The organism is Promicromonospora sp. NPDC019610 (assembly GCF_044389365.1).
In the GTDB taxonomy this organism is placed as follows: domain Bacteria; phylum Actinomycetota; class Actinomycetes; order Actinomycetales; family Cellulomonadaceae; genus Promicromonospora.
This window is the reverse complement of record NZ_JBIRXX010000001.1, coordinates 824,748-837,301: the sequence shown is the minus strand read 5'-3', so window position 1 is coordinate 837,301 and position 12,554 is coordinate 824,748. Positions and strand designations below refer to the sequence as shown.

Annotated in this window: 11 protein-coding genes; 3 read left to right on the top strand and 8 right to left on the bottom strand. The window is 72.9% G+C overall.

The features are described from left to right. Positions 1-318 precede the first annotated feature (318 nt). The 3 genes from ACH45N_RS03640 to ACH45N_RS03630 are packed head-to-tail and all read left to right on the top strand — an operon-like array spanning position 319 to position 3,544. The gene (locus ACH45N_RS03640; RefSeq protein ID WP_397393787.1) at positions 319-1,449 is read left to right on the top strand and encodes a Gfo/Idh/MocA family protein; all 1,131 of its coding nucleotides are present in this window, start codon (positions 319-321) and stop codon (positions 1,447-1,449) included. A gap of 35 nt (positions 1,450-1,484) precedes the next feature. Further along, positions 1,485-2,687: a dihydrodipicolinate synthase family protein gene (locus tag ACH45N_RS03635; protein WP_397393785.1), complete on the top strand. Its 1,203-nt coding sequence runs from the start codon at positions 1,485-1,487 to the stop codon at positions 2,685-2,687. Next, the gene (locus tag ACH45N_RS03630) at positions 2,684-3,544 is read left to right on the top strand and encodes a sugar phosphate isomerase/epimerase family protein (protein WP_397391248.1); all 861 of its coding nucleotides are present in this window, start codon (positions 2,684-2,686) and stop codon (positions 3,542-3,544) included. Before ACH45N_RS03635 ends, ACH45N_RS03630 begins: the two co-directional genes overlap by 4 nt. A 92-nt stretch (positions 3,545-3,636) precedes the next feature. On the opposite strand, the gene ACH45N_RS03625 is transcribed toward ACH45N_RS03630, so the two are convergent. The 8 genes from ACH45N_RS03625 to ACH45N_RS03590 all read right to left on the bottom strand — a co-directional run bounded on the left by ACH45N_RS03625 (position 3,637) and on the right by ACH45N_RS03590 (position 12,470). Further along, positions 3,637-4,782 (bottom strand): CU044_5270 family protein, encoded by a 1,146-nt coding sequence (locus ACH45N_RS03625; protein ID WP_397391246.1) that lies wholly within the window; start codon positions 4,780-4,782, stop codon positions 3,637-3,639. Then, entirely contained in the window at positions 4,779-5,393 is a 615-nt protein-coding gene (locus ACH45N_RS03620) for an RNA polymerase sigma factor (protein ID WP_397391244.1), read from the bottom strand. Before ACH45N_RS03620 ends, ACH45N_RS03625 begins: the two co-directional genes overlap by 4 nt. A 147-nt stretch (positions 5,394-5,540) precedes the next feature. Next, on the bottom strand, positions 5,541-6,305 hold the full coding sequence (locus ACH45N_RS03615) for a ferredoxin-NADPH reductase (RefSeq protein WP_397391242.1): 765 nt from the start codon (positions 6,303-6,305) through the stop codon (positions 5,541-5,543). Continuing rightward, the gene (locus tag ACH45N_RS03610; protein ID WP_377232070.1) at positions 6,302-7,141 is read right to left on the bottom strand and encodes a carbohydrate ABC transporter permease; all 840 of its coding nucleotides are present in this window, start codon (positions 7,139-7,141) and stop codon (positions 6,302-6,304) included. The genes ACH45N_RS03615 and ACH45N_RS03610 overlap by 4 nt, the downstream gene beginning before the upstream one ends. Beyond that, positions 7,141-8,091, bottom strand: coding sequence for a carbohydrate ABC transporter permease (locus ACH45N_RS03605; protein WP_397391239.1), 951 nt, complete (start codon positions 8,089-8,091; stop codon positions 7,141-7,143). Before ACH45N_RS03605 ends, ACH45N_RS03610 begins: the two co-directional genes overlap by 1 nt. Then, positions 8,091-9,386: an ABC transporter substrate-binding protein gene (locus tag ACH45N_RS03600; RefSeq protein ID WP_397391237.1), complete on the bottom strand. Its 1,296-nt coding sequence runs from the start codon at positions 9,384-9,386 to the stop codon at positions 8,091-8,093. Before ACH45N_RS03600 ends, ACH45N_RS03605 begins: the two co-directional genes overlap by 1 nt. Positions 9,387-9,450: 64 nt before the next feature. After that, complete coding sequence (locus ACH45N_RS03595; RefSeq protein ID WP_397391235.1) at positions 9,451-11,451, bottom strand: DUF2264 domain-containing protein; 2,001 nt, start codon at positions 11,449-11,451, stop codon at positions 9,451-9,453. Further along, a complete protein-coding gene (locus ACH45N_RS03590; RefSeq protein WP_397391233.1) occupies positions 11,448-12,470 on the bottom strand; it encodes a hydroxyacid dehydrogenase in 1,023 nt (340 codons plus the stop codon). The genes ACH45N_RS03595 and ACH45N_RS03590 overlap by 4 nt, the downstream gene beginning before the upstream one ends. Positions 12,471-12,554: the final 84 nt, after the last annotated feature.

Genomic DNA, 12,554 nt, shown 5'->3' with positions numbered 1-12,554 from the left:
CGGTGCCCCCGCGCCCCCCGCCCGGCGGCGGGGGCCCCGCGCCGCCCCCGGCGCCGGGTGCGGCCGCCGCTGGGGCGGGGGCCGGCCCCGGGCCCGGCCCCCCCCCCACGCCAACTGCCGAACTGGAGGCCAACTGCCGAACTGGACGCCGACCGCCGAGCTGGACGCCGACCGCCGAACTGGACGCCGACCGCCGACCTCCCCTGACGGCCCACCACGGACGGCCCATGTACTCCCCCGGAAACGTGCGCTATTCTCGGCTGGAAAGCGCATTCCCACGACGATGGAGTCTCGCCCGTGACCACACTTCGCATCGCCATGAACGGCGTCACCGGCCGCATGGGTTACCGCCAGCACCTCGTGCGCTCGATCCTGCCGATCCGTGACCAGGGCGGCGTCACGCTCCCCGACGGCTCGCGCGTCCAGGTCGAGCCCGTGCTGGTGGGCCGCAACGCGGACAAGCTCAAGGAGCTCGCGGCCCTGCACGACGTCGAGCACTGGACCACCGACGTCGACGCCGCCATCAAGGACGCCGACATCGTGTTCGACGCCGCCATGACCAACCTGCGCCCCGCGACGCTGTCCAAGGCGATGCAGCAGGGCAAGCACGTCTTCACCGAGAAGCCGACGGCGGAGACGCTCGCCGAGGCCATCGAGCTCGCGCGGCTGCAGGCCACCACGGGCGTGACCGTCGGCGTGGTGCACGACAAGCTGTATCTGCCGGGCCTCGTGAAGCTGCGCCGCCTGGTGGACGAGGGCTTCTTCGGCCGCATCCTGTCGCTGCGCGGCGAGTTCGGCTACTGGGTGTTCGAGGGCGACTCGCAGCCCGCCCAGCGCCCGTCGTGGAACTATCGCACCGAGGACGGCGGCGGCATCACCACCGACATGTTCTGCCACTGGAACTACGTGCTGGAGGGCATCCTCGGGCAGGTCAAGACGGTGACCGCGAAGACCGCCACGCACATCCCGACCCGCTGGGACGAGCAGGGCCGCGAGTACGCCGCGACCGCCGACGACGCCGCGTACGGCATCTTCGACGTCACCACCCCGGGCGGGGACGACGTCGTGGCCCAGATCAACTCGTCCTGGGCCGTGCGGGTGTTCCGCGACGAGCTGGTCGAGTTCCAGGTGGACGGCACGCACGGATCCGCGGTGGCCGGCCTGCGCGAGTGCCGCGCCCAGCACCGCGCGCACACCCCCAAGCCCGTGTGGAACCCGGACCTGCCGGTCACCGAGCCGTTCCGCGACCAGTGGCTCGACGTCCCCGCGAACGCCGACCTCGACAACGGCTTCAAGCTGCAGTGGGAAGAGTTCCTGCGCGACGTCGCGGCCGGGCGCCCACACCGCTACGACCTGCTCTCGGCCGCGCGCGGGGTGCAGCTCGCCGAGCTGGGTCTTCGGTCGTCGGCCGAGGGCCGCCGCATCGACATCCCGGAGATCACCCTGTGAGCGAGACGTCGAGCGGGGTCGCCGTCGTCCTCCCCCTGTTCGACGCCGAGGGTCGCGTCAGCGGCTCCGAGGCCGTCGAGCTGAACGCCCCGGGTCCCTGGACCACGCCGTCGGGCCCGATCACGTCGCGTATCGCCTTCGCGGCCGCCCACGTGGTACCGCAGGTCGGGGCGGAGAACGTGCCGGGCGCCCCCGCCGTCGTCGACTGGGACGCGACGCTCGCCTACCGGCACCGCATCTGGGAGCACGGGCTCGGCGTCGCCGACGCGATGGACACCGCCCAGCGCGGCATGGGCCTCGACTGGGCGACGACCCAGGAGCTCATCCGCCGCTCGGCCGCCGAGGCCGCCTCCGTGGGCGCGCGCGTCGCGTGCGGTGCGGGCACGGACCAGCTCTCCCCCGAGGTCGTCGCCGCGCTCGAACCGGGCGACGCCGGCCTGGCCGTCGTCACCGAGGCCTACCGCGAGCAGGTGGGCGTGGTGCAGGACGCCGGGGCGCAGGTCATCGTCATGGCCTCCCGCGCGCTGGCCCAGGTCGCCCGCGGGCCCGAGGACTACGCCCGCGTCTACGACGACGTGCTGGCCGAGGCTGACGAGCCCGTGGTGCTGCACTGGCTGGGCACCATGTTCGACCCGGCGCTGGCCGGCTACTGGGGCTCGGACTCGGTGGACGACGCCACGAAGACGTTCCTCGACCTGATCCGCGCCCATCAGCCCCGGATCGACGGGGTCAAGGTGTCGCTGCTCGACGCCGCGCACGAGGTGGGGCTGCGCCGGTCCCTGGCGGCCCTCCCGGCGTCGGACGACGGGGTGCGGCCCCGGCTGTACACCGGTGACGACTTCAACTACCCGGAGCTCATCGCGGGCGACGAGCAGGGGCACTCGGACGCGCTGCTCGGCATCTTCGCGGCGATCTACCCGGCGGCCTCCACGGCGCTGCAGGCGTTCGACGCCGGCGACGCCGCGCGCGGGCACGAGATCCTGGCCTCGACCGAGGCGCTGGGACGGCACATCTTCGCCGCGCCCACGTACTACTACAAGACCGGGATCGCGTTCCTGTCCTGGCTGAACGGCTTCCAGCCCGGGTTCTCCCTGGTGGGCGGCCTGCACTCCGGCCGGTCCCTCGCGCACCTGGTCGAGCTGGCCCGCCTCGCCGACGGCTGCGGCATGCTGCTCGACCCGGCGCTGGCCGCCGCACGCCTGCGCACCTTCCTCACGACGAACGGGGTGACCGCATGAGCAGGGCCTCCCTGAACACCGCCACGGTGAAGCACGCGAGCCTGGCCGAGGCGTGCGAGGCGGCGGCGACGGCGGGCTTCGGCGCCGTCGGGCCGTGGCGCGACGTCGTCCAGGCCGTGGGCGCGCCGCAGGCGGCGCGCATCATCGCCGACGCCGGGCTGCGCGCGTCGTCCCTGTGCCGCGGCGGGTTCCTCACCGCGGCGGACGACGCCGGGATCCGCGCCGCCCTCGACGACAACAAGCGGGCGATCGAGGAGGCCGCGACGATCGGTACGTCCGAGCTGGTCTTCGTCGTCGGGGGCCTGGTGGGGTCGACGCCGGGCGGCGCCCCGACGCCGGACGTGGACCGCGACCTCGTGGCCACGCGCGGCCGGGTGGCCGACCGGATCGCCGACCTGGTGCCGTTCGCCGCCGAGCACGGCGTGCGGATCGTGCTGGAGCCGCTGCACCCGATCTTCGCCGCCGACCGGGCCGTGATCTCCACGCTCGCGCAGGCGCTGGACCTGGCGGCGCCGTTCGCGGCGTCGGAGGTGGGCGTGGTGGTGGACACCTATCACGTGTGGTGGGACCCGGCCCTGCAGCGGTCGATCGCACGGGCGGGACGGGAGGACCGCATCGCGTCGTACCAGGTGTGCGACTGGGCGCTGCCGCTCGCGGCCGAGCCGCTGAACTCGCGCGGGCACGTGGGCGACGGGTACATCGACTTCGCCACGATCACGGGCTGGGTGCGCGACGCCGGCTACGTGGGCGACATCGAGACGGAGATCTTCAACGAGGAGATCTGGGCCGGGCCGACGTCGAGGACGGCGGAGACGGTTCTCGCTCGCTACGAGCAGCACGTGGCCCCGCACCTCTGACGCCCCCGGCCGTTCAGCACAGCAGCTGCTGCTGACCGAACCCTCGGTCTGGCAGCAGCTGCTGTGGTCAACAGCTGGGCGGCCGGGCGGCGTCAGGGGGTGGCGCCGACCTCGTCCACGATGGTGCGTTCGACGATCGCGTACGCGTCCGCCATACCGTCGGGGTAGGAGTTCGCGACACCGAGCAGGTCCTTGGTCTCCGGATCGAAGATCAGGTCCTGTCGGTAGTACTCCAGCTCGACGCCGACGGCGATGCCGGGCCGCCCGATGGCGTCGGTGACGCCGGGAGTCACGATCAGCCCCTCCACCCGGCTGAGCGCCTCGAAGACCGCAGCCTGCGACCCCGGCGTCAGGGAGCCCAGCAGGTCGTTGGCACGGATGAACATCGACGCTGCCGATCCTTCGCCCTCAACCGGCGGCTGGTCTCGCAGGTAGTCGTACATCGCGTCGGCGTCGGTTGGTGCGTCCAGGTCGAGCCCGGGCTCCGAGCTGCAGTCACCGCCGGCCGCACGTGCCCGTTCCAGCCCGTCCCCCGCACAGGTGAAGAGCTGGTACTCCTCATAGGGTTCGTCGGCGAACCTCCCCGCCGACAGGCCGTCCTGAGTTCCGTCCACCGAGGTCCAGAGCTCGGACTCCTCCGTCTCCAGGCTGATCTTGGGATTCTCGCTGACGATCTCGTAACGGGTGGTTCCCGTCGTGTGCTCGTACACGAACTGGTCCGGCCGGACGTGGTCCCACGCGTCGTCTGCGGCGACGACGGTCCGGGTCGCGGCGGCCTGCAGGATCTCCGCCGCCGAGGCGGACGCGGGCGGCACCGCGACCGCGCCGCCGTCGTCCTCCCACGGCATGGTGAGGGTCACCGTGGGTGCGAGGAGCAGGCCGCCCGCGACCGTGGCCGCGACACCCAGGCCGACGGCGGCGCGGACCGCCGGCCTGCGCGCCCCTCCGCCTTGCCGCCCGCTGCCCGGCCGACGCCGGCGGCCGGGCCGGACGTGGTCGCCGGGAGCCTCCATCGCGCGGAGCCGACCGGTCCCCGGCGCATGCCGGAGCCGCCCGTCAAGCGCCTCACGGGTCGCCCCGGCTGCCGACCCGATCTCCGCGGCGAGGCGTGCCCCGGCCGAACGGAACGCGGCGTCCGTTCCCGCGTCGGACGGGTCCAGCAGCACGCCCAGCGCGTGCAGCGCCTCCACGTCGGCCGCGCCGGGCTCCTGCCCGGCCGTTCTGGTGCTCGTCGTCATCGTCCGTCCTCCTCCACGTCCCAGAGCCCACCCGGCAGCGCCGCGCGGACCAGCCTCCGTGCCCGGTGCAGCCGGGACCGCACCGTGCCCTTCTTGATCTCCAGGGTGGTCGCGATCTCCTCGTAGCTGAGGTCGCCCCAGGCCCAGAGCAGCAGCACGTCCCGGTCACCGGGGCGGAGGCCGGCGAGCGCCGTGCCGAGCGCGCCCCCGGCCGCCCGGGCGGCGACGTCCGTCGTGGCCCGGTCCGCGAGGTTGTCCTCGGGGCGCGCCGTCCCCACGCGCGCCATGGCGCGGTACCGGGTCGCCTCCGCCCGGCGGAGCTGCGAGATCTCCCGGGTCGCGATCCCGAGCAGCCAGGCCCGGGCGTCGGGCCGGGCCAGGTCGTAGGTGGCACGACGGCGGAATGCCGCGACGAACGTCTCCGCCACCACGTCCTCGGCGTGCTCCGGACCGACCCGGCGGTACGCGTACCGGTGGACCGTCCGCGCGTGCCGCCCGTAGACAGCCGCGAAGTCCTCCGGCTCGTGCAGGGACGACGCGATGATCTGGGCGTCGGAGCGACCCGCCTCGGGGTCGACGTCGGCGCCCACCAGCTCGGCGGCCGCCGTCATGGCACCGCCCCGCTCGACGTCGCGATCTCGTTCGTCTGCATCGTGCCTCCCTGCCCGTCGGAACCACTGTCACCCTGGTATCCGCACGGCGACAGCAATCGGTTCACGACACGCAGGCCGTGGGCGGGGCGGGTCAGCGGGGACGGGTCAGCGGGGCGGCGTCGGCGCCGGCGGCGCGGCACGCAGGACGAACCGGCAGACGCCCCACACCGCGAAGAGGAGCGGGGCGGCCGCGAAGCCGAGGCCCACGGCCGGGCGGGTCGCGACGACGCCCGCCAGCAGGCCGAGCACGACCAGGGCACCGGCGGACAGGTACCAGCGCCGCACGCCGAGCACGAGGGCCGCGAGCAGCAGGTCCCGCAGGCGGGCACCCGGCATCTCGGGCACGGCGGCGAGCGCGAGGAGCGCGGTCAGCACCGCCACGACGGCCAGCGTGACCAGCACGGGGATGGCGGCGGCCCCCGCCGTCCGGCCCCAGAAGAAGGCCACGTCGACGGCGGCCACCACCAGCGCGCCCGTCGCGAGCGCCCCGATCGCCAGACCGCGGCGCAGGTGCCGGCGCCAGGCACGGGCGAAGGTGCGGACCACCGTCGTCGACCCGTCGGCGCTGAAGGCGCCGAACACCGCGAAGGCCGCGACCAGGGCCGGGCCGAGCAGCGGCGCCGCCAGGGCGGCGAGCGGCCAGGTCGTGGCGAGGTCGGTCGCCACGACCAGGACCACCAGGGGCAGGCACGCGACCGCGAGGAGCAGGTTGGTCATCAGGCCGGTGTAGACGGTGCCGAACACCAGCTCGTAGGTCTCGGGCCCGAGCAGGGTCCGCCGACGGCGCGGGGCGCCGGCGCCGCCGGCCGCGGCCGCCGTCCCGACGGAGCCCGCCGCACCGGCGACACCGGCCGCACCCGCGGCACTCATCCCTTCACACCCGTCGTCGCGATGCCCTGCACGAAGTACCGCTGCCCGAGCAGGAAGATCAGCGCGATCGGCAGCACCGACAGCACGGACCCCGTCATGATCAGGGCGTGCTCGGCGTTGTACTCGCCGATGAACGACTGGAGGCCGATCTGGATGGTCCACAGCTCGCGGTCGCGCAGGTAGATGAGCGGCCCGAGGTAGTCGTTCCAGGTCGAGACGAACGTGATGATCGTCAGCGACGCCAGGGCCGGGACCGACAGCGGCATGATGATGCGCCACCAGATCCCGTACTCGGAGAGCCCGTCGATGCGCGCCGCCTCGGACAGCGAGTCGGGGATGGACTCGTAGTACTGCTTCATGAGGAACACGCCGAAGGCGCCGAACGCCTGCAGCAGCATGATCGCCCACAGGGTGTTGTTCAGGCCCCAGCTCGAGAGCATCTGGAACTGCGGGATCATGTACGACTGCCACGGCACGGCGATGGTCCCGATGTACAGCAGGAACAGGGCGTCGCGGCCCGGGAAGCGCATCTTGGCGAAGCCGTAAGCGGCGAAGCTGCCGGTCAGCACCTGGAGCAGCGTCACGGCGACGGACAGGACGAGGGTGTTGCGCACCCACGTGACCATGTCGGCCTTGACCCAGATGTCGAGGTAGTTGCGCCACTGCACGGGATCGGGGATCCACTCCACGGGCGCGGTGAACACCTGGTTGTTCTGCTTCAGGGACGAGATCACCATCCAGGCGAACGGGAGCATGATGCCCGCCGCGGCGAGGATCATCACCACGTAGAGCAGCACCCGGCCGGACCTCCGGAGGGCGGACGGACGGGCGGCCATCACGCCTCCTTCCGCTTGTTGTACAGGAACTGCACCACGGTCACGAGGATGCAGATGAAGAACAGGACGACGGCGACGGCCGAGGCGTAGCCGAACTCGAACTGCTGGAAGCCCTTCTGGTAGATGTACTGGCTGAGCACCAGCGTGGCCTGGCCTGGACCGCCGTCGGTCATGACGAGGATCAGGTCGAAGACCTTGAAGCTCTGGATCGTGACCATGACCGTCACGAAGAACATCGTGGGCCGCAGGCACGGCAGCGTGACGTTCCAGAACCGCTGCCACGCGTTGGCGCCGTCGATCCGCGCCGCCTCGTGCAGCTCACCGGGCACGGTCTGCAGGCCGGCCAGGAACAGGAGCATGTAGTAGCCCATGTCCTTCCAGGTGCCGACGATGATCACCGCGGGCATCGCCCAGTCCTTGGAGACGGTCCAGCCGGGCATCTCGCCGTCGACGAACAGGCTCAGGAACTGGTTGATCGGCCCGTACTCCGGGCTGAACAGCATGTTCCACACCACGGCGACCGCGACGATCGACGTGATGTACGGGAAGAAGGCCACCGTGCGGAAGAAGGCCGCGCCACGCAGCTTCTGGTTCAGCAGCAGCGCCAGGCTCAGCGACACGACGATGGTGATCGGGATGTGCAGCGCGGCGTAGTAGAAGGTGTTGCCCAGCGCGGTGTGGAAGCTCTTGTCCCCCACCAGGCGCGCGAAGTTGTCGAGGCCCACCCACTGCGCCGCGCCGAAGATGTTCCAGCTCGTCAGGGAGATGTAGAACAGCGTGACCACCGGCACGAGGGTGAGCACCGCGAACCCGGCGAAGTTCGGCAGGATGAACGTCCAGCCGATCAGCGCGTTGCGGACCTTGAGCGACGTGCGGGGTGCCCGGAGGGGCGGGCGCCCGGGCTGCGTGAGCCCGAGCGTCCGCCGGTCGTCGGCGACAGGAGTCGCCATCAGCCGACCTCGTTGGCGACGCGCTCCTCGGCCTCGGTGATCGCCTCGTCCACCGGGGTGGACTCCGACATGATCGCCGAGTGCATCTCGCCGAGGATGGTCTGGATGGCCGCGGTCTTCTGGCCCACCGGGTTCTCCGGCAGCGTGTCGTGCGTCGTGTAGGCGAAGCGGGACAGGTCGTCCTGCGGCACGCCGTCGAGCGCGAAAATCGCGTCGGCTACGGTGTCGTCGATCAGGGCCGGCGTGATGCCGATCTCCGCGAGCGCCGCGGCACCCTCGGGGCCTGCGGCGAACCGCAGGAAGTCCTTCGCGGTCTCGATCTTGGACTCGTCGATGTTCGAGCTGATGCCCATCGTGGTCGGGTCGCCGAACGTGGCCGGGGTGTTCTCCGTGCCGGTCGTGGACTCGTCGAGCTGCGGGATCGGCGCGATGCCCCACTCGAAGGTGTCCGCCGCACCCGAGGCCTGCTCGGCGACCAGCGTGCCGATGTACCAGGAGCCCATCGGGAGCATTGCTGCCTTCTGGGTGCCGAACTGCGACTGGTAGGCCAGCTCGTTCGTGGTGACCGTCGCGAACGACGGCTGCGAGCCGTTGTCCTGGAGCGCGAGCTGCCGCTCGTAGTACGGGGCAAGGTACGAGAAGTCGCCGCCGTCGAGCGTGGCGCCCTCGGTCTGCGCGAGCGCGAAGCCCTGCACGGTGGACTGCCAGCTGTGCAGGTAGGTGCCCGTGACCTCCTTCTCGCCGATGCCCTGGGTCAGCTTCTCGGCGGCCTCGGCATAGTCGTCCCAGGTCCAGGAGCCGTCGGGCAGGTCCACGCCGGCCTTCTCGAAGAGCTCCTTGTTGTAGTAGAGCAGCCACGAGTCCTGGCGGTAGGGCACCGCGTAGGTCTTGCCGTCAACCGCCATCGGCTCCAGGCCGCCCGTCGCCGGGTCGAGCTCGCCCGCCACGTCGGAGATGTCGAGCAGCGTGCCGCCCTCCTGGAACGTGATGTAGTTCTTCAGGTTCTTCACGATGAAGACGTCGGGCGCGGCACCCGCGGACAGGTCGGCCGTCAGCGCCGTGTCGTAGTCGTCGCCGGCCGGGTACTCCTTGAGCTCCACGGTGACGTCCGGGTTCGCCTCGTGATAGGCGTCCGCGAGCGTCTGGAACTCCGGCGTGGACGCGAAGTCCCAGCCGGCCAGGCTGATGGTGACCGGGCCGTCGGCGGCCGCGGGCTCGTCCTGTCCGCCGCACCCCGTCAGGGTCAGCGACGCGGCGGCGGCGATGCCGAGCGCGCTCATGATCTTGCGGTTCATTCCTACTCTCCTTCGAGTGAGTCGTACTGCGACGCCCCGGTGACGAACCACCGGGTGCGTGGGGTCAGGGCAGGTCTGCCGTGGGCAGCTCTGCCGTGGTCCGTTCCCCGTCCGGCCAGGTCACGACGGCCTGTCCGGCGGTGAGGTCGAGCTGCGGCGCGGCCGGGGTTGCCGGTGCGTCCTGGTCGCCGGCGTGGCCGGCGTCGCCGGCATCGGCGGTGCGGCCGAGGTGGACGGCGACGCCGGTCCAGCCCTCCGGCACCGGGGCGTACCGCAGCCAGGGGGTGGTGGCCGGGCCGGCGAGCGGCGTCGCGTCCTCGGCCGTGGCCGTCCCGCTGACCGGCGCGATGTCGCCCAGCAGCGGTACGAGCGTCGAGTCGAGGCCGGGCCCGGCGGCCCAGCCGCCGATCCGGAGCGCCGCCGCCCGGGCGTCGACGTCGTCCGCGGCCTTGACCAGCCGGACCTCCCAGGCGCCGCGCACGATCGAGACGGTGGTGATCCGCCCGGCCACGGTGGCGACCCCGGGCCGCCCGGACCCGTGATCGGGCGCCCCGGGATCGGCCTCGACCCAGTGCGCGGAAGCCACGGACCCCAGCCCCGCAGCAGCCGTTGAGTGCTGGCTGTCTGCGTTGTCGGAACGATCCGAGGGCGCAGATACCCCGCACTCGACGGGGATCGGGGTGAAGCCTGTGCGGTGGGTGGCCTCTCCCGTCGCGGTCAGGAAAGTCACCGACTGGTCCAGCGGGGAGGACCAGGCGTCCTCGTCCAGGAGCGGGGACGTCGCCGTCGAGTAGCCGAGGCGCGCGTACAGGGGCGAGTCGCCCCCGTCGGCCCCGGGCAGGGCGTGGTCGGTGCCGTGGTTGATCACCCGGACGATGCCGTCGTCGCGCGTGGCGCTGATCGCCCAGCCGGGCGCGGCCGCCACGGTGAGCACGTCGCCGACGTCGACCGGGAGCGGCTCGGGGGCCGCCGTCCACACGTCGTGCGAGGCGGGCAGCGCCAGGCCCAGGAGGCCCTTGCTCGCCCAGTACGGCGAGCCGGTGCCGCTGTACCGCTGCGCGAGGGGTCGCCACGGGTGGTGCCAGCCGAGCGTCAGCAAGCCGTCGTCGCCGGGCACGTCGCGGTCGGCGAAGTGCCGCACGATGCGCGTCGCCGCCTCGCGGAGCTGCCCCGGCCGGCCCACGCCCGACACGGCGCCGGCCCAGAACGGCGCGGCGGCCGCGAAGCGGTAGGTGAGGCTGCGGCCCTGCAGCAGCGGGGAGCCGTCGGCGCCCACGAGCGCCAGGGCGTCGTCGAGGTAGCGGGCCAGGTGCTCGCGGTCGGACGCCGAGCGCACGGCCAGGTCGTCGCCCGCCGCCCGCGCGACCTCCGCCGCACCGGACATCCGCGCCCACAGCGCGGGGTACAGGTGCAGGGCCCAGCCGGCGTAGTGGTCGAAGCTGCGCTCCGGGCCGTCGGCGAACCAGCCGGCGGGACGCCGGAACCGGTCGTGCGCGGCGAGGTCGCGGGCCACGTCGTCCGCGGAGAACGGGCCGCCCACCGAGCGCAGGAACGTCTCCACGACGATCCGGAACCAGACCCAGTTGTTGTCCGGGTAGCCGTCGTCGCCCACCACGGCCCCGAGGTAGCCGACCACGTGCTCCTGCGCGGACGGCGCCAGGCGGTCCCAGATCCAGGGCCGGGTCAGGTCGAGGATCAGGGCGAGCGAGGCGGCCTCGACCTTGGCCTGGCCGTGCTCGTCGGGCCGGGTCCAGCGCTCGGGGTGCGCGGGGTCGGTGCCCGCCGCCAGGCCGGCCGCGTACCGCTCGGCGAGGCCGGTCGGGTCCGCGCCGTCCTCCCCCGCGAGCCGGAAGCCCGCGAGCAGGAACGTGCGGGCGAAGCCCTCCAGCCCGTCGACGGCGGTGCCGTACCCGCCCGGCGTGCCGGGCAGCGTGATGAGCGACCCGCTCGGCGAGGCGTACGGCTCGACGGCGGCCAGCAGCCGGTCGGCGTACGCCGCGAGCCAGGCGCGGGCCTCGGGGCCGGACGCGCCCGCGCCGGCCGGGACGGAGATGTGGTGGGTCATGCGACGAACTCCATGTCCTCGCGCGTCACGGCACTGCGGGACGCCTCGCCCCGCGCGTACCGCTCCAGCTCGTCGAGCGCGGCCGCGGTCATGCGGCGCGCCTCCGTGCCGAGCGACCCCGCGATGTGCGGCGTGATCATGACGTTCGGCAGGTCGTACAGCACCGACGACGCCGGCAGCGGCTCGGGCTCGGTGACGTCGAGCATCGCGTAGATGCGTCCGGTCTCGCACGCGCGCTCCAGCGCCGCGGTGTCGACGACGGCGCCGCGGGCGGTGTTGATCAGCGTGGCGCCGTCGGGCAGCAGGGCGAGCTCGCGCGCGCCGATCAGGTGGCGCGTCGAGGGCAGGTCGGGGGCGTGCAGCGAGACGATGTCGGAGGCCGCCAGCAGCTCGTCGAGCGGCACCAGCCGCGCGCCGGCGGCGGCCACGGCGGCCGGGTCCGCGAGCGGGTCCGCCACGAGGATCTCGCGGGTCTCGGGGCCGGAGCCCGGGACGGTCAGCCGCGCCACCACCTGGCGGCCGGTCCGGGAGAAGCCGACGATGCCGACGACCCGGCCGCGGTTGGACAGCTCGCCGTGCTCGCCGAGGTAGGACCAGTCCTCGCGGCGCTTGCGCGCGATGTTCGCGAGGAACGGCGCCTTCTTGCCGGCCATCAGGATCGCGGCCACCGTGAACTCGGCGACCGGCAGCGCGTTCTCGGCCACGGCGTTGGTCACGAGCAGCCCGCGGTCCCAGACGGCGTCGGACACGAGCGACCGGACCGAGCCTGCGCAGTGCAGCACGGCGCGCAGGTTCGGGGCGAGGTCGAGCACGTCGGCGGTGATCCGCGGGGCGCCCCAGGAGGTGAGGAGCACCTCGACGTCGGCCAGGCGGGCCTTGGCCTCCGGGGTGTCGTACGCGATCACACGGGCGGGCTCGCCGAGCCTCGCGATCGCGCGCAGCCGGGAGTCCTCGTCCGGGCCGAACTGCATCCGCAGTGCCCGGTCGTCCATGACGAGCAGGGCCTCAGGTCGCCGCACCACCGCGCTCCTCTCCATCGAGTCCGCGTCCGCCTGACCGTTCAGACGAACAATTCCGATCACCTACGATCGAACGATGGCCCA